Below are 20,688 nucleotides of genomic sequence, written 5' to 3' on the forward strand. Positions count from 1 at the left end.
AAGGGACGACTCCGCCATGCGCAGAACCAGAGCCGCCACCGCCCTCGCCATCGTCACCGCCCTCGCCGCCACCACCGCCGGCTGCGGCGGCGGCGCCAGCACCGGTGACGGCTCCCCGAAGACGCTCACCTACTGGGCGTCCAACCAGGGACCGAACATCGAGGCGGACAAGAAGATCCTCACCGCCGAACTGAAGAAGTTCGAGAAGGAGACCGGGATCAAGGTCGAGCTGGAGGTCGTCCCCTGGTCCGACCTGCTCAACCGCATCCTCGCCGCCACCGCATCCGGCCAGGGCCCCGACGTGCTCAACATCGGCAACACCTGGTCCGCCTCCCTCCAGGCAACCGGCGCCCTCCTGCCCTGGGACCAGGAGGCCTTCGACAGGATCGGCGGCCGGGACCGCTTCGTCGACTCCGCACTCGGATCCACCGGCGCCCCGGGCGAGCACCCGGCCGCCGTCCCGCTGTACTCCATGGCCTACGCCCTCTACTACAACAAAAAGGCGTTCGAGGACGCGGGCATCGACAAGCCACCGGCCACCTGGGACGAGCTGGTCGCCGACGGGAAGAAGCTCTCCAGGGGAGGCAAGTGGGCCCTGGGCGTGGAGGGCTCGAACCTGTCCAACAACATCCACCAGGTCTTCGTCCTCGCCAAGCAGCACGACGCCGACTTCTTCGACGCCTCCGGCAAGCCCGACTTCACCTCCGACGGCGCCGTTGCCGCCGTCAAGCAGTACGTCGACTTCATGGCCGAGGACGAGATCGTCGCCCCGGGCAACGCCGAGTACGCCCAGAACCAGTCCCTCCAGGACTTCGCCAGGGGCAAGACCGCCATGGTCCTGTGGCAGACCGCCGCCACCACCTTCAAGGCCCACGGCATGAGCCCGGACGAGTGGGGCGTCGCACCCGTCCCCGTCCCCTCCGGCACTCCCGAGGACGGCAGCGTCCCGAACTCCATGGTCGCCGGCATCAACATGGCCGTCTTCAAGAACACCGACAACCTCGACGGCGCCCTGGAGTTCGTGGAGTTCATGACCAGCGACGAGGAGCAGAAGATCCTCAACAAGACCTACGGCTCCATCCCGCCGGTCAAAGCCGCCCAGCGGGACGAGGCGTTCGACACCCCCGACCTGACCGTACTGCGCGACACCCTGGCCAAGAGCGCCGTCCCGCTCCCGCAGGTCCCCCAGGAGTCGCAGTTCGAGACCGCGGTCGGCACCGCCGTCAAGGAACTCTTCGCCGACGCCGCCGCCGGGCGCCCGGTCACCACCGAGTCGGTCAGGGAGCGTCTGACCAAGGCCCAGCAGCAGATGCCGAAGTGAGCGGTCCCGCGATGACCGTCACCGCCGCCGAAGAGCACGCGCCGCCGGGCCGCCGCACCACGCGGTCCGGCGCGGGGCAGGCGGAACCGCGCCGGCGGCCCCGGCCGCCCGGGCGGCTGCGCCGCGCCGGTTTGCCCTACCTGTTGCTGCTCCCCGCCGTACTCCTGGAGCTCCTGGTCCACCTGGTGCCGATGGCCGTCGGCATCGCGGTGAGCTTCAAGGAGCTGACCCAGTTCCACATCCGCGACTGGGGCGCGGCTCCCTGGACCGGGCTGGAGAACTACCGCGTCTCGGTCGACTTCGACGCGCCGGTCGGCCAGGACCTGCTCGACTCCTTCCTCGTCACCTGCGTCTTCACCGTCCTCGCAGTCGGCCTGTGCTGGCTCATGGGGGTGGCGGCCGCGATCTTCCTGCAGGAGAACTTCCGCGGCCGGGGCCTGCTGCGGGCGGTCTTCCTCACTCCGTACGCGCTCCCGGTCTACGCCGCCGTCATCACCTGGGCCTTCATGTTCCAGCGGGACAACGGCATGGTGAACCACGTCCTGCACGACCAGCTGGGACTGACCGACGAACCGTCCTTCTGGTTGCTGGGCGACAACAGCTTCATCGCGCTCGTCGTCGTGGCCGTCTGGAAGAACTGGCCGTTCGCCTTCCTCATCATCATGGCCGCACTGCAGAACATCCCCAAGGAGATGTACGAGGCCGCCGCGATCGACGGTGCCGGAACGTGGCAGCAGATCCGCCGGATCACCCTGCCGTCCCTGCGCCCGGTCAACCAGGTTCTGGTCCTCGTCCTCTTCCTGTGGACGTTCAACGACTTCAACGTGCCGTACATCCTGTTCGGGGAGTCGGCGCCCGAGGCGGCGAACCTGATCTCGGTCCACATCTACCAGTCCTCGTTCGTCACCTGGAACTTCGGCACCGGATCGGCCATGTCGGTCCTGCTGCTGCTCTTCCTGCTCGTGGTGACGGCCGTGTACCTCCTGGCCACCTCACGGGGAAGGAAGGCAGCCGATGTCTAGTACCCGGGCCGACCGTGCCGGCACCGCCCGGCGCTCGCCGACCGCGCCGCCGCGCTCCTTCCTGTGGGCCCGCCGGGTCTTCCTCACCCTGCTGACCGGGTTCGTCCTGGTTCCGGTGTACGTCATGGTCTCCAGCTCGCTGAAACCGCTCCAGGACGTGTCGGGGAAGTTCCGCTGGCTGCCGAGCGACCTGACGATCCGTCCGTACTTCGACATCTGGGACACCGTCCCGCTCGCCGACTACTTCGTGAACTCCCTGATCGTGGCGGGCGCGGCGACGGTCTGCTCGGTGGTCGTCGCGGTCTTCGCGGCCTACGCCGTCAGCCGTTACCGCTTCCGCGGCAAGCGGGTCTTCACCGTCACGGTGCTGTCCACCCAGATGTTCCCCGGCATCCTCTTCCTGCTGCCGCTGTTCCTCATCTACGTCAACATCGGCAACGCCACCGGGATCGCCCTGTTCGGCTCCCGCGGCGGCCTGATCCTGACCTACCTCACCTTCTCGCTGCCGTTCTCCATCTGGATGCTGATCGGCTACTTCGAGTCGGTCCCGCGGGAGTTGGACGAGGCCGCCACCGTCGACGGCTGCGGGCCGCTCGGCGCGCTCTTCCGCGTGGTCGTCCCCGCCGCGATCCCCGGCATCGTCGCGGTCGCCGTCTACGCCTTCATGACCGCCTGGGGCGAGGTGCTCTTCGCCTCGGTGATGACCAACGAGGCCACCCGCACCCTCGCCGTCGGCCTCCAGGGCTACGCCACCCAGAACGACGTCTACTGGAACCAGGTCATGGCCGCCTCGCTCGTCGTCAGCGTGCCGGTCGTCGCCGGATTCCTCCTCCTCCAGCGCTACCTCGTCGCCGGACTCACCGCCGGGGCCGTCAAATGACGCACGCGCTCCCTCCCGAAAGGATCTCCGTGACCGATCCCCTCGACCTCGCCACCCTGCCCGCGGACTTCACCTGGGGCGTGGCCACCTCGGCGTACCAGATCGAGGGAGCCGTCGCCGAGGACGGCCGCGCGCCCTCCATCTGGGACACCTTCTGCCGCGTCCCCGGCGCGATCGCGGGCGGCGACACCGGTGACGTGGCCTGCGACCACTACCACCGCTGGCGCGAGGACATCACCCTGATGAAGGAGCTGGGCGTCACCGCGTACCGCTTCTCCATCGCCTGGCCGCGCGTCGTGCCCGGCGGCGACGGCGCGGTCAACAAGGCGGGGCTCGGCTTCTACGACCGGCTCGTCGACGCTCTGCTGGAGGCAGGGATCACCCCGAACGCGACCCTGTACCACTGGGACCTGCCGCAGGCCCTCCAGGACCGCGGCGGCTGGCCCGTACGCGAGACCGCCGAGCACTTCGCCGCCTACGTCTCGGCGGCCGCGTCCGCTCTCGGAGACCGCGTACGCCACTGGGCCACCCTCAACGAGCCCCTGTGCTCCGCCTGGATCGGCCACCTCGAAGGCACGATGGCGCCGGGGCTGACCGACATCACCGCCGCCGTCCGCGCCTCGTACCACCTGCTGCTGGGCCACGGCCTGGCCGCCCAGGCGGTCCGGGCCGCCGCGCCCGGCGCGGAGATCGGCATCGTCAACAACCTCTCCACCGTCGAGCCCGCCTCCGACTCCGAGGCCGATCTCACCGCCGCGCGCCGCATGGACGGACACACCAACCGCTGGTGGCTCGACCCCGTGCACGGCCGCGGATTCCCCGCCGACATGCGGGAGGTCTACGGGGTTGAGCTGCCCGAGCGCCCCGGCGACCTCGACACCATCGCCCAACCGCTGGACTGGCTGGGGCTCAACTACTACTTCCCCATGGTGGTCGCCGACGATCCCGAAGGCCCCCGGCCCTTCGCCCGGCAGATCCGCCGGGGCGGTGTGCCCCGCACCGGAATGGACTGGGAGGTCGACGCGGGGGGCCTGGAGGCCCTGCTGATGCGGCTGACCGACGAGTACGGAGCCCGCAGGCTCTACGTCACCGAGAACGGCTCCGCCTACCCCGACACCGTCGGCCCCGACGGCGCCGTCGAGGACCCCGAACGCGTCCGTTACCTGGAGGAGCACCTGGCGGCCTGTGCCCGCGCCGCGGCCAAGGGCGCGCCGCTGGCCGGCTACTACGCCTGGTCGCTGCTGGACAACTTCGAGTGGGCCTACGGCTACGACAAGCGATTCGGCCTCGTCCACGTCGACTACGCGACCCAGAAGCGCACGGTCAAGAGCAGCGGCCGGCGGTACGCCGAGATCATCGGCATTCACCGGTCCCCCACACCCGGCTCGGTCTGAGACGCCTTTCACGCCCCATGGCGGGCCGAAGCCGCAGTGAAGCGGCTCCGGCCCGTGTGGTGTGCATGAGTGGAAGGGAAGAACATGCCCTGGGGCTTCCCCGCGATGTCGGACACTTGATGCTTACGCCACGAGGGCGTGTCCTTGCTCGTGTTGCTGCCGTGTCTCCAGCGGGGTCAGGCAGCCCAAGTCCGTACGCTTCCGCAGACGTCTGCGGCTGCATAAGGTCTCGACGAAGGTGAGGATTCCGGGCCGGGCGGTGGCCCGGCCGGGCCGGTGGCGGGCGCCGATCTCTGTCCTGAGCAGCGCGAAGGACGACTCAGCGGCGGTGTCGTCGGAGTGCGAGCCGGTTCTGCCCGTGCTCTTCGCAGTCCCAACCGGTTGAGCTCGTGGCGTAGTCCGTCGGAGGTGTGCTCCGAGCCGCGATCCGGACGCGCGATGCAGCCGGGCTGGAGCCGGCCGTGTCCGGCGGCCGTTGTCAGCGCGTCCGTGACGAGCGGTGCCCGATGGTGATCGGCCACCGAGTAACCGACGATCTCGCGGGTCGCCAGATCCAGCCAGCCCTCGTCGGTGGGGATGAAGACGATGTCGCCGACCAGCTTCTGTCCCGGCGCCACGGCGGTGAAACCCCGGCCGACCGGGTCCGCAGCGGGTAGCGCCTTCCTCGCCGGGCGGGTCAGGGTCTTGCGTCCGCGCCGTGCGGTGCCGACGATGCCGCGCTCGCGTATGACATGCCCTGCCCTCCCCCGCAAGCGGGGGTTACCCCCAGCGGTTGATCCGGTGGCCGAGGCGGCACAGCTCGGCGTGAAGTGCGCGGTACCCCACAGGCGCCGCGCGAGGCGAGACGCAGCACGGTGGTCTCATGGGCAAGAGCGTCGCCCGCCGCCTTTCCCCAGGTGGAGGAGGAACGGGCGACTTTCAGCAGCCGGAACAGGCGAGCGACACCGAAGACGGCCAGTCCGGCCGGCTGCTCCCGGCCGCGCGGACGCCCTCGGCCGCCGGGACGCTGGTCATCGCCGCCGGCGCCCTCGCGCACGGTGTCACCACCGCCCCCGACCTGGCCGTCGCCGCCCTTGATGACACCCTGCTGCTGCGCTCCGGCGCGGCCCCCGAGGTCCGGCCCGACCAGGCAGCCACCGGGCCCCTGTGGTCCGCCCTGGATCAAGTGCTGGGTACCCGGCAGGGCCGGTTCTTCAGCCGGGCCGAGCAGGAACGTCCCGCGCCCCTGGCTGTCGGTGCTGCGGCAGGCGGGCGTCCCCGTGGCCGACAAGAGGGAGTACGCGGCCCGCGTCCGCGAGTACGACGGGCGGCGGCGCGTTCTCCAGGGGCCCCTGCACAGCGACGGTTGGAACGGGGACAAGGCCTGACGCTCCCCGCCGCTGTCCAGGACCACGGAGACGGGCGGGCATCGAAGATCCTCGCGTCGGGACACCACGGGCGGGCCGCCCCCATGGGAGCGATGTGCGGAATGGACTGTTCCCCGCAGGGTACTGGCGGATGGACGCTCACCACTCGGGCTGTGACGAACGACTCCGAACCGACGCGAGGAGACCATGCGGGAGTTCCTGGACCTGGGCGTCATGCTGGTGCTCGCGATCGGCGCGGTCGCCGGGCTGCGCCTGCTGCACCGGCTGACGGCCGTCCGGGCGGCTCCGCTGCTCGCCGCCCCCTTCCTCTCCGGCGATATCCCCGACGAGCATGCGCTGTCGCGCTTCCACGCCCGCTGGTACGCGCTGACGTTGCTGTTCCTCGCCTTCGACGTCGAGATGCTCTTCATGTACCCCTGGGCGGTCGTCGTCGCCGGGATGGGCGCGGCGGCGGTGGTGGAGATGTTCGTCTTCCTCGGTCTGCTGATGTGCGGAGTGCTGTACGCCTGGCGCGAGGGGGCCCTGCGGTGGGCCTGAGCACCGCCCTGCGGAACCTGACGGAGCGCCTGACGGCGTCGGCCGCCGGCGGACCCTGCGTCCTGCTGGTGGTGTGCCCCGGGGCCACGGCCGTACGGCTGGCGGCGGAGGTGGCCGTCGCCGGACTCGGCGGGCGCCTGGCGGACTCACCCGCGGAGGCGGACGTCCTGCTCGTGGCAGGAGAACCGTCCGAGGAGATGCGAGCCGCCACCGACGTGCTGTGGGGGCAGATGCCGGGGCCGCGTGTGCGGGGGGATGTGACGCGGCCACAGGACGCGGAGGCGGTACTGCGCGCTCTCCTGCCCGCGCTCACCGGTCCGGGGCAGGAGGCGGAGGCCGCACGGCGGGACGACGAGTGGGGGCGGGACGGGAAAGGGGACGATCACGGCGGGCACGGCGGTGGCCACGAAGGTCATGGTGGTGGGGACGGAGACGACGGCGGGCACGGTGGCGAGCAGCGGTCCTACGACGGTGGCGAAAACCACGTCGGTGGCCACGAAGGCCACGGTGGCGGCCACGGCGAGCACGGGAGTGGTGACGGCGGCCACGGCGGCCACGGAGGCCACGGTGGGATGCAGATGCCCGGTGGGCTGATGATGGCCGACCGCGCCGAGGACCGCGACGGACTGAAGCTGGACGTGCTGCACGTGCCGCTGGGGCCGGTGCTGCCCGACTGGCCTGCCGGACTCGTCATCGACACCGTCCTGCAGGGAGACGTCGTACAGCGGGCCGAGGGGCGGGTGCTTCCCTCCGCGGGTCCGTGTCCTCCACCCTTCTGGCACGCCGATGACGGTCGCACCGTTGCTCCCGGAGCCCGTACGGCCGCCTGCCATCTGGACTCGCTGGGACGGCTGCTCGCCCTGGCCGGCTGGGAGGACGCCGCGGCCGGGGCCCGCCGGCTGCGCGACCGGTTGCTCGCGGGCGAGCCGGCGGACGCGGTCCGCGCGGACTTCGGATCGTGGCGGCGGCGGGTGGAGCGCTCGTGCACGCTGCGGTGGGCGACGGACGGCATCGGCGTGCTCGCTCCGGCCGACGCGGTGCGGCTGGGCGTGAGCGGTCCCGCCGTACGGGCCCGGCCGCCCCACGACGCGACCGCGCGGTGGCTGCGGTGGTTGGTGGAGACGGACGAGGCGCTGGCCGGCGGGCAGACGCCCGACGGAGGACCGCGCGGCCACCGGGCCCCGGACGGCTCCCCGCCCTCGCGTGGCCTGCTGGACGCGGCCGTCGAGCTGATGCCGGGTCTGGAGCTGTCCGCGGCCCGGCTGCTGGTGGCGAGCCTCGGCCCTGACCCGGACGAACTGGCCGGGCCGGAACGGGCGGAGGCGGAGGACGGGGCGCGGGACGAGGAGACGGAGAAGGACCCGCACCGGGACCACCACGGCCACGGCGAGCACGGCCGCGGCGATGGGGGAGGTGGTGAGCGGTGACCGTCACCGGAGCGCCGGCGTGGGCGGTGGTGCCCGCGGCCGCCGTCCTGCTGGCCATGGCGTTGGCCGCCGCCGTACTCGACGCCCTCCTCGACACGGCCGGGACCGGCGGAGGCGGGGGAACGGCAGCGGCGGCACGCGGCCGGAAGTGGGCCCGTCCGCTGGTGGAGGCGGCGCGGCTGATGCGGCAGCGGGGCCGGACCACGGTGGAACCGGACCGGCTGCTGTGGCGGATCGGCACGGCGGGCCCGCTGGTGGCGGCCCTGCTGATGGCGGTGGTGGTGCCCGTGGGCGGGGCGGTGGTGGCCGATCTGCCGGTGGGTGTGGTCTGGTTCAACGCGGTGGACGTCACCCTCTGGGCGGCTGTGTGGCTGGCGGGCTGGGGGCCGAACAGCGTGTACCCGCTGATCGGCGGCTACCGTTTCGTCGCCCAGGCCCTCGGGTACGAACTGCCGCTGATGTTCGCGCTCACCGCGCCGGCGGTGGCGGCGGAGAGCCTGAACGTGGGCGAGGTGGCCCGGGCCCAGCAGGGGCTGTGGTTCGTGGTGTGGATGCCGGTGGCCTTCGCGGTGTTCCTGGGCTCGGTGACGGCCTTCAGCATGTGGGGACCGTTCTCCTCTCCGGTGGGGCGTGACGCGGTCGGGGGAGTGCTGGCGGAGGCGGCCGGGGTGGACCGGTTGCTGCTGCTGACCGGGCGGTACGCGCTGCTGGCGGCCGGGTCGGGTATGGCGGTCGCGCTGTTCCTGGGCGGCGGAGCGGGGCCGTGGCTGCCGGGCTGGCTGTGGTCGGTGATCAAGACGCTGGCCGTTCTCGCGGTGCTGGTGGCGCTGCGCCGTCGGCTGCCGGTGCTGCGCCCGGAGCGGATCGTCCGGCTCGGGTGGCTTGTGGCGCTTCCGGCGGTGCTGCTGCAGTTGCTGTTGGTGTCCGCCGTCGTGGTGGCGAAGGGGTGAGGTGAGGTGCAGACGGCGCTGTTCTGCGTGCTGGCGGTGGTGGCCGTCCTCTCGGGTGCCGCGGTGTTCGCGGTGGATTCCATGGCCCGGGCCACCTACGCCCTGGCCCTGTCGTTCGTCGCCGTCGGCACCTCGCTCCTGCTGCTGGACCTGGCCTACCTCGGCGTGGTGACGGTGTTGATGATGGTGATGGAGATGGCGATCATGGCTGTCTTCATGATCATGTTCATGATGAATCCGGCCGGGCTCATGCCGATGTCGATGCTGCACAACAAGCGGGGGGCGCTGGCCATCTCCGGCGGGGTCTTCCTGGCCCTGGGCGCGCTGGTGCTGCTCGTTCCGTGGCCGGAGCGGCGGGGCGCCGTGCCCGCCGATCCGACCCGTGCGGTGGGTGAGGCGGTCATGGGTTCGAAGATGCTGGTGATGATCGGTGTCAGCGCGGTGCTGTTCACCACCATCGTGGCGGCCCTCGTCCTGGCCACGTCCCGCGGCCGGTACGGCGGTGAGGAGGACATAGAGCACGGGCGTCACGCAGGTCGCGATCCGCATGACGGACACGGGGCCCGTGCCGGTCACGGCGGGCACGGTGGTGGCCGCGAGGGCCGGGTCGGTGACGGAGGACGTTCCCACGACGGTGGTGACCACAGCCGTCATACCGGTGACCAGGGCGACCACGGTCACCACGGCGGCCACGGTGGCCGCAAGAACCACGCCGACCACGATGCGCACGCCAGCCACGGCACGCACGCGGCCTCCCGGCCGGAGGGGAGCGACGCATGACGCTGGAACTGTTCCTGCTGCTGGCCTCGGCCCTGTTCGCCATCGGGGTGTACGGGGCGCTGAGCCAGCAGTCCGTGGTGATGGTGATGATGGGCCTGGAGCTGATGGTCAACGGCGTCGTCGTGGCGGCGGCCGCCTTCTGGTACTTCCTGGCTCCGGCGGCCCCGGACGGGCAGGTTCTGGTGCTGGTGGTCATCGCGGCCATGACCGTGGACATGGCCATGGGCTTCGCCGTGGTGACCCTGCTGTTCCGCGCGAAGGACGCCGACATGACCGACATGGCGGCGGAGCTGAAACGATGAGCACGGCGAGCGCGCTGCTGTGGGCCATGGTCCTGCTGCCCGCCGCGGCCGGGGGCTTCCTTGCTCTGTCCGGCGGCGGGCGCCGCACCGCCGGGACGTACGACCGCCCCGGCGGTACCGGCCGTACCGCGCCCGCCGTCGCCGTGGCCGTCGCGGCGGTCACCCTCGCCCTGGCGGTCACCGCCGCCGCCGTCCGTCCCACCGCGCGGACCGGCTTCGTGGCGGGCGGACCGCTGGAACTGGCGGTGGACGGACTCTCCGCCGTGGTGGTCGTGACGGTCGCAGCGGCCGGTCTGCTCGTGCTGGTCTTCGCTGCGGCCGGCATCCGCGCCGAACGGCCGCGGTTCTTCGGGCTGATGCTGTTGTTCACCGCCGCGGTCCTGGTCACCGCCACCGCCACCACCCTGACGGCCCTGCTGCTGGCCTGGGAGGTCATGGGCGCCGCCTCGTACGCGCTGATCGCCTTCCGCTGGCGGGAGGACGCCCCGGTGGCGGCCGGGACGACCGCCTTCCTCACCACCCGCGCCGGTGACCTCGGGCTTTACCTGGCGGCCGGCGCCGCCCTCGCCGCCCCAGTCGCGGGAACCGGCGCCGCCGACCGGCTCGCCCTGGGCGCCCTCGCGGACCTGACCGGTCCGTGGCTCCACCTGGTCGCCGCCGGGGTGCTGCTGGCCGCCTTCGGCAAGGCCGCCCAACTCCCCTTCTCCTTCTGGCTGTCGAAGGCGATGCTCGGCCCGAGCCCGGTCAGCGCCCTGCTGCACTCGGCCGCCATGGTGGCCATGGGCGGCTATCTGCTGCTGCGACTGCGTCCGCTGCTGGAGTCCGCCGGCTGGGCGGCGGCGGCCGCCGCCTGGGGCGGTGCGCTCACCGCGCTCGCCCTGGGCGCGGTCGCCCTGGCCCAGCGCGAACTCAAACAGCTGCTGGCCGCGTCCACCGCCGCCCAGCTCGGCTTCGTCGTCCTGGCGGCCGGAGCCGGGAGCGTGTCGGGCGGCACAGCCCACTTCGCCGCCCACGCGGCGGTCAAGTCGCTGCTGTTCCTGGCCGCCGGGGCGTGGCTGGCGGCGCTGGGCACCGATGACCTGGGTGCTCTGCGCGGGGCCGCGCGCCGGGACCGGGCGGTCGGCCTGCCGTTCGCGGTGGGCGCGCTCGCCCTGGCCGGGGTGCCGCCGCTGTCGCTGTGGGCCACCAAGGACGAGATCCTGGCCGCGGTGGAATCCCCGGCACTGTACGGGGTGGTGCTGGCCGCCGCCGTCCTGTCGGCCCTGTACGCAGGCAAGGCGCTCGGCCTCCTGCTGGGACCGGGCCCCGAACCGTCCGCCGAGGCCGGAGGGGAGCGGCGGGAGCGGTCCGCCGGACCGCTCCGGACCGTGCCCCTGGCGATTCTCGCCGCGGGGGCCGCCGTTCTGGGCGCCCTGGCCCTGCCGCCGCTGGCCGGAGAGCTGAAGCGGGCGGTCGGGGCGCCCGGTGAGCCGTCGGCCGGCGTGGCCACCATGGTCGCCACCGCCGTACTCGCCCTGGCCGCGACCGCCTTCGCGGCCGTCTCGGCGGCCCGGCTGCCGGAGCCGGCCTGGGCGCGTGCCTGGCTGTACCTGGAGACGGCCGCGCACACCGTCGCCGTACGCCCCGCTCTGGCCGCCGCCCGCGCCCTGGCCCGGTTCGACGACACCGTGCTGGACCGCGCCGCCACGGGAACCGCCGCAGGGGTGCGGCGTCTGGCCTCGTGGGCGTCGGTCGCCGACCGCTCGGGGGTGGACCGGGCCGTCCGGGGCGTCGCCGACGGCGCCCGGCACCTGGGCGAGCTGGCGCGCCGCCCGCAGACCGGACAGCTCCACCAGTACTACGCCCAGGCCCTGGTCCTGCTGACCGCGGCCGCCGTCCTGCTCCTGCTGCTGAGGTGAGCATGCTCTCGCTGACCGTCTTCCTCCCGCTGGCCGCCGCCCTGGTCCTGTCGGCCTGGCGCGGCCTGTCCGACGCGGCCGTGCGGTGGCTGTGGGTGGGGGTCTCGGGAGTGGAGCTGGCCCTGGTGGCCGCGCTGTGGACCACCTACGACGGTTCGGGCGTCGGCCATGAGACCGACCAGCCCTGGATCCCCGGCGCGGGCGCGGGCTACCACATCGGCGTCGACGGGCTCTCCCTGCCGCTGCTCGCCCTGACCGCCGTCGTCTTCCTCGCCTGCGCGGTGTACTCGCTGCGCGGCCGGCGCGACCTCCGCCGCTTCGCGGCGCTCTTCCTGGTCCTGGAGACCACCTGCCTGGGGCTGTTCGCCGCCCTGGACCTGATCCTGTTCTTCGTCTTCTTCGACCTGTCCATCGTCGGCATGTACCTCGTCATCGCCGGCTGGGGGCACGGGGAGCGGGCCGCCCGATCGGCGCTGAAGTTCTTCCTCTACACCTTCGTCGGCTCCCTCGCGCTGCTGCTGGGCTTCATCGGCCTGTACGCGGCCTCCGACCCGCACACCTTCGACATCACCGAACTGACCGCCGACCCGCCGCTCCAGGGCAGCGGAGCGGCGGGCCCGCTGGTACTGCTGGCCATCGCGGTCGGCCTGGCGGTCAAGACCCCCGTCTTCCCCTTCCACACCTGGCTGCCCCCGGCCCACACCGACGCGCCTGCCGCCGGATCGGCCGTTCTGGCGGCGATCCTGCTGAAAATGGGCACCTACGGATTCGTGCGCATCGCCATGCCGATCCTGCCGGACGCCTGGCGCACCTACGCGATGGTCTTCGTCGTCGTCGGCGTCGTCTCCGCCCTCTACGGAGCCCTGGTCGCCCTGGCGCAGAGCAGCTTCAAACGGATGATCGCCTACACCAGCGTCAACCACATGGGCTACATCCTGCTGGCCCTGGGCGCAGCCGGAATGGTCGCCGGCACCGACGAGGCAGCCCGCTCCACCGCCGTCACCGGAGCGGTCGTCCAGATGGTCAGCCACGGACTGATCACCGGGGCCCTGTTCCTGCTGTCCGGGGTTCTGATGGACCGCGGCGGCACCTATGAGATGGGCGCCTGGGGCGGGCTGGCCGGGCCCATGCCGCGCTTCGCCGCGCTGACCGCCGTCGCCGCCTTCGCGGGCCTGGGCCTGCCCGGCTTCAGCGGCTTCATCGCCGAGTTCCAGATCTTCGCCGGAAGCCTGGGCTCCGTACCGGTGGCCACCGCGCTGGCCCTGCTGGGCATCCTGATCACCGCCGGACTGTTCCTGTGGGCGCTGCACCGGCTCTTCCTCGGGGCCCGGCGGGAACCGAAGCCGGTCGGTGCGGACCTGCGCCCGGCCGAGCTGCTGTCCGTGGCGCCGCTGCTGGCGCTGTCCCTGCTCATCGGCGTCCTGCCGCGGTGGCTGCTGGACGTGATCGAGCCGGCCGCCCACACGGTCGTGGAGCTGGTCGCGCGGTGAACGGCATGCACAAGGATCCGCTCGCTCTCCTCCCGGAGATCCTGCTGCTGCTCGGCGCCGTCGTCACCCTGCTGACCGGCTCCTTCCTGCCGCGCCGGCGCCAGTGGGCCGCCCGCGCCGCGGCCGCGGCCGCGCTCGCCGTCTCCCTGACCGCCGCAGCGGTTCTCGCACCCGGAGAGGACCGCACCGTCTACGCCGGCACCTACGCGCTGGACGGCGCCACCGACGCGGCCCGCGTCATCGTCCCGGCCGCCGCGCTCGCCGTCCTGGCGCTGGCCTCGGGTCGGGTGCGCGGCGACCGGCGCGAGACCGAGTTCTGCGTCCTGGTGCTGCTCGGCTCGCTCGGCGCCGTGCTCCTGGCGGGCGCGTCCGACCTGTTGCTCTTGGCCGTCGCCTACCTGCTGGCCTCCATCCCCCTGTACGCGCTGGCCGGCTGGGGCCGCGACGCGCGCGGCGCCGAGGCGGCGCTGAAGCTCTACCTGCTCGGTGTGCTGCTGGGCATCACCATGCTGCTGGGCACCGCCGTCCTGTACGGACTGGGCGGCGCCACCGACTACGCCGCCCTGGCCGACGGGCTCGCGGGTGCGCCGGGGGCCGCCCTGGCGGTGGGGACGGTGGCGCTGCTGGCCGGACCGCTGTTCAAGGCCGGCGCGGTCCCCGCCCACTTCTGGGTGCCCGACGCCGCTTCGGGCGCGACGGTGCCGGCCGCCGCGTTCCTTACCACGGTCCCCAAGGTCGGCGCACTGATCGCCCTGTACCGGGTGCTCACGGTCCTGCCCGAGCAGGTCATCGACTGGCGGATGCTGCTCGCCGCCGTGGCGGTGGCGACCATGACGCTGGGCAACCTCGCCGCCTTCGCCCAGACCGATCCGCTGCGGCTGCTGGGCTACTCCACCATCAGCCAGGCCGGCTACGTGCTGATGACCCTCGCCGTCGCCGAACGCGTCGGCGCCCTGCGCTCCCTGCTGCTCTACCTCGCGGCCTACGCCGCCACCAACCTCGGCGCGTTCGCGGTCGCCGCCGCACTGCCCCACCTGCGCACCCTGGCCGCGTACCGCGGCTTGGGACGACGCAGGCCCTGGCTCGCCGCCGCGCTCACCGTCTGCCTGCTGGGCCTGGTGGGCACTCCGCCGACGGCGGTGTTCATGGGCAAGCTGACGGTCTTCTCCGCCACCTGGGACGGCGGCATGGCCTGGCTGGTGGTGATCGCCGCCGTCAACACCCTCGCCAGTCTCTTCTATTATCTGCGCTGGATCGCGCCAGCTCTGTCGATCCGCCGTCCCGGTCCGCCCCCGCAGGGCGCCGGGCCGTCCGATGGAGACGGGGAACAGCGGGAGGCGACGGCGGCGGCCGCCGAGCCCGAGCGCTGGGCGGCGGGCACGGCGATCGCCGCGGCATCCGCCACGCTCGTCCTCGGCGCGGGCGCGGGATGGGCGCTTGGCCTTCTTTCCGACACCCTCGTACGGTGACCGGGGCATCCCCGGTGCGGGGGTGGTCCAGGACATGCTTCGCAGATCCTTCTCCGGAGATCAACGCGGGCCCGTCAGCCCGAGGTGGCCGGGGGCTCGTTACCGGCGTGCCCGCAGTGGTGGTGGGCCTCCGCTGAAGTACTCACCGTGAGGTGCTGCCCACGGCCCAGCAGCCGCGCCACGCCGTATGTCCATGCCGTGGGTCAGGACCGGACGAGCCGCGCGACGGCCTGGGACGCCTCGCTCACCTTTTCCCGTGCCGTGTCTCCGCCACGCCCGATGGCCTCGGTGACGCAGCAGTTGAGGTGTCCGTCGAGGAGGGCGAGGGCACACGACTGGAGGGCCGCGTTGGTCGCGGACACCTGGGCGAGGACATCGGTGCAGTAGGTGTCCTGCTCGACCATCCGCTGCAGTCCGCGGGCCTGACCCTCGCTCCTGCGCAGGCGCCTGAGGATGTCGTCCCTGCGCTTCTCGTAACCGGTCATCGGCGCCTCCTCTCGTGAGTGTCCTGCGGGGAAGGGCGTGGATATGAGGACGGGCCGGGGCTGGGAGCCCCGGCCTCGCGATCTCGATGTGGTGTGTTGCGGACGGGTGGTGCCGGTGGGCCGTTTCAGGACTGGGCTTGGAAGCGGTGCAGCCGGAGGCTGTTGCCGACGACGAAGACCGAGGAGAAGGCCATGGCGGCTCCCGCGATCATCGGGTTGAGCAGTCCGGCGGCGGCCAGCGGCAGGGCGGCGACGTTGTAGGCGAAGGCCCAGAAGAGGTTGGACTTGATGGTGGACAGGGTCTTGCGGGCCAGGCGGATGGCGTCGGCGGCGGCGCGCAGGTCGCCGCGGACGAGGGTGAGGTCGCCGGCCTCGATGGCGGCGTCGGTGCCGGTGCCCATGGCCAGGCCGAGGTCGGCCTGGGCGAGGGCGGCCGCGTCGTTGACGCCGTCGCCGACCATGGCCACGGAGCGGCCCTCGGCCTGGAGGCGCTTGACGACGTCGACCTTGTCCTGGGGCATGACCTCGGCGATCACCCGGCCCCCGGAGGCGTCGATTCCGACCTCGCGGGCGACGGCCTCGGCCACGGCGCGGTTGTCGCCGGTGAGCAGGACGGGGGTGAGTCCGAGGGCGCGCAGCCGGGTGATGGCCTCGGCGCTGGTGGGCTTGACGGCGTCGGCGACCTCCAGGACGGCGCGGGCGGCTCCGTCCCAGGCGACGGCGATGGCGGTGCGGCCGGCGGCCTCGGTGTCGTGCCGGGCGCGGGCGAGGTCGGCGGGCAGCTCGATGGCCCACTGCTCCAGGAGCTGGGTGCGCCCGACGAGGACGGCGTGGCCGTCGACGATGCCCTGGACGCCGAGCCCGGGGACGTTCGCGAAGTCCTCCGGAGCGGGCAGGGAGCCGACCAGCTCGGTGGCCCCGGTGGCGACGGCCTGGGCGATGGGGTGCTCGGAGGCGTGCTCCAGGGCGCCGGCCAGGCGCAGCACCTCGCTCTCGTCCTCGCCCTCGGAGGTGTGGACGGCCAGAAGGGTCATCTTCCCAGTGGTGACGGTGCCGGTCTTGTCCAGGACGACGGTGTCCGCGCGCCGGGTGTTCTCCAGGACCTCGGGCCCCTTGATGAGGATGCCGAGCTGGGCGCCGCGTCCGGTGCCGACCATCAGGGCGGTGGGGGTGGCCAGGCCCAGGGCGCAGGGGCAGGCGATGATCAGGACGGCGACGGCCGCGGTGAAGGCCGCGGTCCAGCCCGCCCCGTTGCCGAGCCAGAAGCCCAGGGTGCCCAGGGCCAGGACGATGACGACGGGCACGAAGACGGCGGAGACGCGATCGGCCAGGCGCTGGGCGGCGGCCTTGCCGTTCTGGGCGTCCTCGACCAGCTTGGCCATCCGGGCGAGCTGGGTGTCGGAGCCGACGCGGGTGGCCTCGACGACCAGCCGGCCGCCGGCGTTGAGGGTGGCGCCGGTGACCGCGTCGCCCACGCCGACCTCGACGGGGACGGACTCTCCGGTGAGCATCGAGGCGTCCACGGCCGAGGAGCCCCCGACCACGGTGCCGTCGGTGGCGATCTTCTCACCGGGGCGGACCAGGAAGCGGTCCCCGACGGCCAGTTCGGCGACGGGGACGCGCTCCTCGCGTCCTCCCGGGCGCAGGACGGTGACCTCCCTGGCGCCCAGCTCCAGTAGGGCGCGCAGGGCGGTGCCGGCCTTGCGCTTGGAGCGGGCCTCGAAGTAGCGGCCTGCCAGGATGAAGGCGGTCACTCCCGCGGCGGCCTCCAGATAGATGTTGGCGTCTCCGTCGGTGCGGGCGATGGTCAGCTCGAAGGGGTGGGTCATGCCGGGTGTTCCGGCGGTGCCGAGGAACAGCGCCCACAGGGACCAGAGGAAGGCGGCCGAGGTGCCCACCGAGATCAGGGTGTCCATGGTGGCCGCGCCGTGCCGGGCGTTGGTGAAGGCCGCCTTGTGGAAGGGCCAGGCGGCGTAGGTGACCACGGGTGCGGCCAGGGTCAGCGACAGCCACTGCCAGTAGGTGAACTGCCAGGCCGGGACCATGGCCAGCGCGATGACGGGCACGGCCAGGACCACGGCGGTGAACAGACGCTGCTGCAGCGGCCGCAGCTCGTCATCCTCGTGTCTCCCGCCCGCGGCGGAGGCCGTCTCCCCGGAGCCGCCGCCGGCTGCCTCGCGATCGAGGGCGGGGGGCGTGGCGGTGTAGCCCGTGGCCTCGACGGTGGCAATCAGGTCCTCCACACCGACGCCCTCGCCGAAGGAGACCTTGGCCTTCTCCGTGGCGTAGTTGACGGTGGCGCTCACACCGTCCATGCGGTTGAGCTTCCTCTCGACACGGGCGGCGCAGGAGGCGCAGGTCATGCCGCCGATGGCGAGTTCGACTTCAGCTGCTTCGCTGGCGGTGGTGGTCATCACTGCTCCTCGGACAGAAGTGATCAGGCGCTGGGTGTGGTGTGGGGGACGGACGGGAGGCCGGGATTCCGCGGCCGGTGACCGCGCCGGCCACGGTCGCGCCTCCCGCCCTCGCCGGACGGGAGGAGCGGGTGCCGGGCCCGCCGGACGGGGGGCCCGGCATGGGGAAGGCGCGAGGCGAGGACGGGTCAGGCGGCCCGGCCGGTGAGCTCGTATCCGGCCTCGTCGACGACCTCGGCGATCCGGGTGTCGTCGGGCGCGCCGGCGGTGGTGACGGTGACGTGGCCGGCCGCGACGTCGACCTCGACGGCCAGTACGCCGTCGAGGTCGCCGATGACCTTGGTGAGGGTGGCCTTGCAGTGGCCGCAGGTCATGCCGGCGACCGCGTAGACCGTGGTGGTGCCCTTGAGGGTGGCGGTCTGGGTGGTGCCGGTCGAGCAGCTTCCGTCGGGGGTGCAGCAGGACGACATGGTGTTCCTCCGAGAGATCTCTTCTATACCCCTGGGGGGTATTAATGGTGTCGTCATGTATACCCCCCGCCCCTATGTTTGACAAGTCCTCGCCGTTCACTTGCATATACCCCCTAGGGGTATATGCTTCCGTGTCGAGACCTGATTGGGCAGGGCACGTTCAAGGAGGGTGAGAGCACCATGAACACCGGGCTCAGGATCACCGCGTTCGCCGCCGCGCTCGCGGCCGCGTTCGGGGCGGCGTACGGGGTGGGGAACGCCGTGGACCCCGTATCCGCCGAACCCGCTCACGTGGCGCACGCCGGCCACCAGGACGTCGCGCCGGGGCACAGGGGAGAGGAGGCCGGACACGGGGAGACGCCGGCCGGCGGCCTGCAGATCTCCGAAGGTGGCTACACCCTGGACCTGGACACCTCGCGCGTGAAGGCGGGCGAGGAGACGGAGCTGAGCTTCACCATCCGGGGCGAGGACGGCCGGCCGCTCACCTCCTACCGCACCGAGCACGGCAAGCAGCTCCATCTGATCCTGGCCTCGCGGGACCTGGCGGTCTACCGCCATCTGCACCCGAAGCGGGTCGCCGGCGGCGCCTGGAGCGTCCCGTTGGACCTCCCCGCCGCCGGCGACTACCGCGTCTTCGCCGACTTCGTCCCCGCTGCCGAGGGCGCGAAGCCCCTCACCCTGGGCGCCGACCTCGCCGCCGTCGGCGAGTACGAGCCCGAGGAACTCCCCGAGCCGTCCCCCACCGCCACTGTCGACGGCTACACCGTCACCCTCGACGGCTCCCTGCGCCCCGGGGCGACCGGAACCCTCGGCCTGAAGGTCGCCAAGGACGGCCGTCCCGTCACCGACCTCCAGCCTTACCTCGGCGCCTACGGCCACCTGGTCGCCCTGCGCGCCGGCGACCTCGCCTACCTCCACGTCCACCCGGGCGGTGAGCCCGGCAACGGCACCACCGAGCCCGGCCCCACCGTCTCCTTCTCCGCCACCGCGCCCAGTGCCGGTTCCTACCGCCTCTTCCTCGACTTCAAGCACGACGGGAAGGTCCGCACCGCCGCCTTCACCGTCACCGCAGGCGCGAAGGCCAGTGAGGAGAAGAAGGACGGAGTGGTCCACGAAGAAGGCGGTGCGCACCAGCACTGACGAGGGCGGCTGAACGGATCGACCTCTCACCGGCCATCGTGGGGTTATCGTTCAACGGCCCGGCTCGTGGGCTGCTCCGTGGCCTGTCGGCCTTGAAGTGTCAAGGTGCCGTGAGGTGCCGGGCGAGGAAGGCCCGCACGGCCGGGGCCATGGCCCCGGCCGAGATCCTCAGCGGTGCGCAGGGTCTCGGAGAGCGCGACGTCCGCCAGGTGTCCGTGGGGGAGGGTCGCCGAGGGCGGAGACCTGCACGGCGTCCAGGACGGCGGTGCCGATGTGGCCCCCGCGGATCATGCCGAAGGAGAGCGCGGAGTCGAAGAAGGAGGCGCCGGGGAGCACGGTGACGGTCTCCTTGCCGGCGTTGACGAGGTCCGGGCCGACCTCGTGCTCGGCCGGGTACGGGCCGACACCCAGCAGCCCGTTCTCGGACTCCAGCCCCACGTTCACGCCCTCGGGCAGGTGGTTGGGAATCCGGGTCGGCAGGCCGATACCGAGGTTGACGTAACTGCCGTTGGTGAGTTCGGCGGCGGCACGGGCGGCCATCTCCTCCCCGGACCAGGGCATCAGCTCCGTACCGCCTCTCGCGCCGGTGCGACGGTGCGCCGTCCGATGGCCTTGTCGGCCGCCTGCTCGGGAGTGAGCGCGACCAGCCGCTGGACGAAGACGCCCGGCAGGTGGACGTGGTCGGGATCGATCTCCCCGGGCTCGACCAGCTCCTCCACCTCCGCCAGGGTGACGCGGCCGGCCATGGCGGCCGGCGGATTGAAATTGCGGGCGGACTTGGCGAAGACCAGGTTGCCGTGGCGATCGCCGCGGGCGGCCCGCACGAGGGCGTAGTCCGTGGTGATGCCGTGCTCCAGAACGTATTCGCGGCCGCCGAACTCGCGCACCTCTCTCGGCGGGGAGGCCGCCACCACGGTGCCGTCGGGGGCGTACCGCCAGGGCAGTCCTCCCTCGGCGGCCAGGGTGCCGACGCCGGCCGGGGTGTAGAAGGCGGGGATCCCGCAGCCGCCGGCGCGCAGCCGCTCGGCCAGGGTGCCCTGGTGGATCAGCTCCAGCTCGATCCCCCGGCCAGGTACTGGCGGGCGAACTCCTCGTTCTCGCCCACACAGGAGCCGGTGACCCGGGCGATCCGGCCCTGCCGGACGCCTGCCCGCCGCGCCTGGCGGCCCTGGTGCACGAGTCGGCGTCGTCCACGGGCATGCCGCACGGCGACGGCGCTCAGCGCGTCGCCCGCGTGTCCAACGGATGGGCCACGAACGTCGTCGTCACCGTGGGCAGCCACTTCCTGCCTTCGCCACCTCCATGGGCCGGGTGCCGCCGGCCGGTCCGCCGGAAACGGTGC

The 20,688-nt window shown here is 72.5% G+C and carries 17 protein-coding genes and 3 pseudogenes; 13 read left to right on the forward strand and 7 right to left on the reverse strand.

Going from position 1 to position 20,688, the window contains the following annotated elements; genetic code table 11:
• The first annotated feature begins 16 nt into the window (after positions 1–16).
• From V1L54_RS14780 to V1L54_RS14795, 4 genes are read left to right on the forward strand one after another with little or no spacing between them, the layout of a single operon-like run.
• Positions 17–1,321, forward strand: coding sequence for an ABC transporter substrate-binding protein (locus V1L54_RS14780; protein WP_330118450.1), 1,305 nt, complete (start codon positions 17–19; stop codon positions 1,319–1,321).
• An 11-nt stretch (positions 1,322–1,332) separates the two neighbouring features.
• Positions 1,333–2,343 (forward strand): carbohydrate ABC transporter permease, encoded by a 1,011-nt coding sequence (locus V1L54_RS14785; protein ID WP_330118451.1) that lies wholly within the window; start codon positions 1,333–1,335, stop codon positions 2,341–2,343.
• Positions 2,336–3,223, forward strand: a complete 888-nt coding sequence (locus tag V1L54_RS14790; RefSeq protein ID WP_330118452.1) for a carbohydrate ABC transporter permease — start codon at positions 2,336–2,338, stop codon at positions 3,221–3,223. The genes V1L54_RS14785 and V1L54_RS14790 overlap by 8 nt, the downstream gene beginning before the upstream one ends.
• Positions 3,220–4,617: a GH1 family beta-glucosidase gene (locus V1L54_RS14795; protein WP_330118453.1), complete on the forward strand. Its 1,398-nt coding sequence runs from the start codon at positions 3,220–3,222 to the stop codon at positions 4,615–4,617. Before V1L54_RS14790 ends, V1L54_RS14795 begins: the two co-directional genes overlap by 4 nt.
• A gap of 176 nt (positions 4,618–4,793) precedes the next feature.
• On the opposite strand, the gene V1L54_RS29485 is transcribed toward V1L54_RS14795, so the two are convergent.
• Positions 4,794–5,234 (reverse strand): DDE-type integrase/transposase/recombinase, encoded by a 441-nt coding sequence (locus V1L54_RS29485; protein WP_443076634.1) that lies wholly within the window; start codon positions 5,232–5,234, stop codon positions 4,794–4,796.
• Positions 5,235–6,170: 936 nt separating this feature from the next.
• Here V1L54_RS29485 and V1L54_RS14800 point away from each other — a divergent pair.
• A complete protein-coding gene (locus V1L54_RS14800; protein ID WP_330118454.1) occupies positions 6,171–6,521 on the forward strand; it encodes an NADH-quinone oxidoreductase subunit A in 351 nt (116 codons plus the stop codon).
• A 146-nt stretch (positions 6,522–6,667) separates the two neighbouring features.
• Here the strand turns inward: V1L54_RS14800 and V1L54_RS14805 are convergent, their stop codons facing one another.
• Positions 6,668–7,078 carry a hypothetical protein gene (locus V1L54_RS14805; RefSeq protein ID WP_330118455.1) on the reverse strand — a complete coding sequence of 137 codons (411 nt, stop codon included), beginning with the start codon at positions 7,076–7,078 and terminating at the stop codon, positions 6,668–6,670.
• A gap of 15 nt (positions 7,079–7,093) precedes the next feature.
• Between V1L54_RS14805 and V1L54_RS14810 the strand changes: the two genes are divergently transcribed.
• From V1L54_RS14810 to V1L54_RS14840, 7 genes and pseudogenes are all read left to right on the forward strand, one after another.
• The gene (locus V1L54_RS14810) at positions 7,094–7,948 is read left to right on the forward strand and encodes a hypothetical protein (RefSeq protein ID WP_330118456.1); all 855 of its coding nucleotides are present in this window, start codon (positions 7,094–7,096) and stop codon (positions 7,946–7,948) included.
• Positions 7,945–8,898: an NADH-quinone oxidoreductase subunit H gene (locus tag V1L54_RS14815; RefSeq protein WP_330118457.1), complete on the forward strand. Its 954-nt coding sequence runs from the start codon at positions 7,945–7,947 to the stop codon at positions 8,896–8,898. The genes V1L54_RS14810 and V1L54_RS14815 overlap by 4 nt, the downstream gene beginning before the upstream one ends.
• A 6-nt stretch (positions 8,899–8,904) precedes the next feature.
• A pseudogene (locus tag V1L54_RS14820) lies at positions 8,905–9,396 on the forward strand (NADH-quinone oxidoreductase subunit J); the annotation flags it as partial.
• A gap of 278 nt (positions 9,397–9,674) precedes the next feature.
• The gene (locus tag V1L54_RS14825; protein WP_330118458.1) at positions 9,675–9,980 is read left to right on the forward strand and encodes an NADH-quinone oxidoreductase subunit NuoK; all 306 of its coding nucleotides are present in this window, start codon (positions 9,675–9,677) and stop codon (positions 9,978–9,980) included.
• Complete coding sequence (locus V1L54_RS14830) at positions 9,977–11,878, forward strand: proton-conducting transporter transmembrane domain-containing protein (protein WP_330118459.1); 1,902 nt, start codon at positions 9,977–9,979, stop codon at positions 11,876–11,878. The genes V1L54_RS14825 and V1L54_RS14830 overlap by 4 nt, the downstream gene beginning before the upstream one ends.
• A 2-nt stretch (positions 11,879–11,880) precedes the next feature.
• Positions 11,881–13,368: a complex I subunit 4 family protein gene (locus tag V1L54_RS14835; protein ID WP_330118460.1), complete on the forward strand. Its 1,488-nt coding sequence runs from the start codon at positions 11,881–11,883 to the stop codon at positions 13,366–13,368.
• 5 nt (positions 13,369–13,373) lie between these two features.
• Complete coding sequence (locus tag V1L54_RS14840) at positions 13,374–14,837, forward strand: NADH-quinone oxidoreductase subunit N (RefSeq protein ID WP_330118625.1); 1,464 nt, start codon at positions 13,374–13,376, stop codon at positions 14,835–14,837.
• Between the two features lie 203 nt (positions 14,838–15,040).
• On the opposite strand, the gene V1L54_RS14845 is transcribed toward V1L54_RS14840, so the two are convergent.
• The 3 genes from V1L54_RS14845 to V1L54_RS14855 form a co-directional block, all read right to left on the reverse strand.
• Positions 15,041–15,322 (reverse strand): metal-sensitive transcriptional regulator, encoded by a 282-nt coding sequence (locus tag V1L54_RS14845; RefSeq protein WP_330118461.1) that lies wholly within the window; start codon positions 15,320–15,322, stop codon positions 15,041–15,043.
• A gap of 125 nt (positions 15,323–15,447) precedes the next feature.
• Positions 15,448–17,736: a heavy metal translocating P-type ATPase gene (locus V1L54_RS14850; RefSeq protein WP_330118462.1), complete on the reverse strand. Its 2,289-nt coding sequence runs from the start codon at positions 17,734–17,736 to the stop codon at positions 15,448–15,450.
• A 188-nt stretch (positions 17,737–17,924) separates the two neighbouring features.
• Complete coding sequence (locus V1L54_RS14855) at positions 17,925–18,206, reverse strand: heavy-metal-associated domain-containing protein (RefSeq protein ID WP_330118463.1); 282 nt, start codon at positions 18,204–18,206, stop codon at positions 17,925–17,927.
• Positions 18,207–18,386: 180 nt separating this feature from the next.
• On the opposite strand from V1L54_RS14855, the gene V1L54_RS14860 reads away from it, so the two are divergent.
• Complete coding sequence (locus V1L54_RS14860; protein WP_330118464.1) at positions 18,387–19,346, forward strand: DUF8832 domain-containing protein; 960 nt, start codon at positions 18,387–18,389, stop codon at positions 19,344–19,346.
• A gap of 225 nt (positions 19,347–19,571) precedes the next feature.
• Here the strand turns inward: V1L54_RS14860 and V1L54_RS14865 are convergent.
• A pseudogene (locus tag V1L54_RS14865) lies at positions 19,572–19,907 on the reverse strand (CoA-transferase); the annotation flags it as partial.
• Positions 19,907–20,628: pseudogene (locus V1L54_RS14870) on the reverse strand (CoA transferase subunit A). The pseudogenes V1L54_RS14870 and V1L54_RS14865, both read right to left, overlap by 1 nt.
• Positions 20,629–20,688: the final 60 nt, after the last annotated feature.

It is taken from the genome of Streptomyces rubellus, assembly GCF_036323805.1.
Taxonomy (GTDB): Bacteria; Actinomycetota; Actinomycetes; order Streptomycetales; family Streptomycetaceae; genus Streptomyces.

Coding starts and splice junctions, on each gene's coding strand:
- V1L54_RS14780 (WP_330118450.1), top strand. CDS start 17: ATGCGCAGAACCAGAGCCGCCACCGCCCTCGCCATCGTCACCGCCCTC.
- V1L54_RS14785 (WP_330118451.1), top strand. CDS start 1,333: ATGACCGTCACCGCCGCCGAAGAGCACGCGCCGCCGGGCCGCCGCACC.
- V1L54_RS14790 (WP_330118452.1), top strand. CDS start 2,336: ATGTCTAGTACCCGGGCCGACCGTGCCGGCACCGCCCGGCGCTCGCCG.
- V1L54_RS14795 (WP_330118453.1), top strand. CDS start 3,220: ATGACGCACGCGCTCCCTCCCGAAAGGATCTCCGTGACCGATCCCCTC.
- V1L54_RS14800 (WP_330118454.1), top strand. CDS start 6,171: ATGCGGGAGTTCCTGGACCTGGGCGTCATGCTGGTGCTCGCGATCGGC.
- V1L54_RS14810 (WP_330118456.1), top strand. CDS start 7,094: ATGCAGATGCCCGGTGGGCTGATGATGGCCGACCGCGCCGAGGACCGC.
- V1L54_RS14825 (WP_330118458.1), top strand. CDS start 9,675: ATGACGCTGGAACTGTTCCTGCTGCTGGCCTCGGCCCTGTTCGCCATC.
- V1L54_RS14830 (WP_330118459.1), top strand. CDS start 9,977: ATGAGCACGGCGAGCGCGCTGCTGTGGGCCATGGTCCTGCTGCCCGCC.
- V1L54_RS14835 (WP_330118460.1), top strand. CDS start 11,881: ATGCTCTCGCTGACCGTCTTCCTCCCGCTGGCCGCCGCCCTGGTCCTG.
- V1L54_RS14840 (WP_330118625.1), top strand. CDS start 13,374: ATGCACAAGGATCCGCTCGCTCTCCTCCCGGAGATCCTGCTGCTGCTC.
- V1L54_RS14845 (WP_330118461.1), bottom strand. CDS start 15,322: ATGACCGGTTACGAGAAGCGCAGGGACGACATCCTCAGGCGCCTGCGC.
- V1L54_RS14850 (WP_330118462.1), bottom strand. CDS start 17,736: ATGACCACCACCGCCAGCGAAGCAGCTGAAGTCGAACTCGCCATCGGC.
- V1L54_RS14855 (WP_330118463.1), bottom strand. CDS start 18,206: ATGTCGTCCTGCTGCACCCCCGACGGAAGCTGCTCGACCGGCACCACC.
- V1L54_RS14860 (WP_330118464.1), top strand. CDS start 18,387: ATGAACACCGGGCTCAGGATCACCGCGTTCGCCGCCGCGCTCGCGGCC.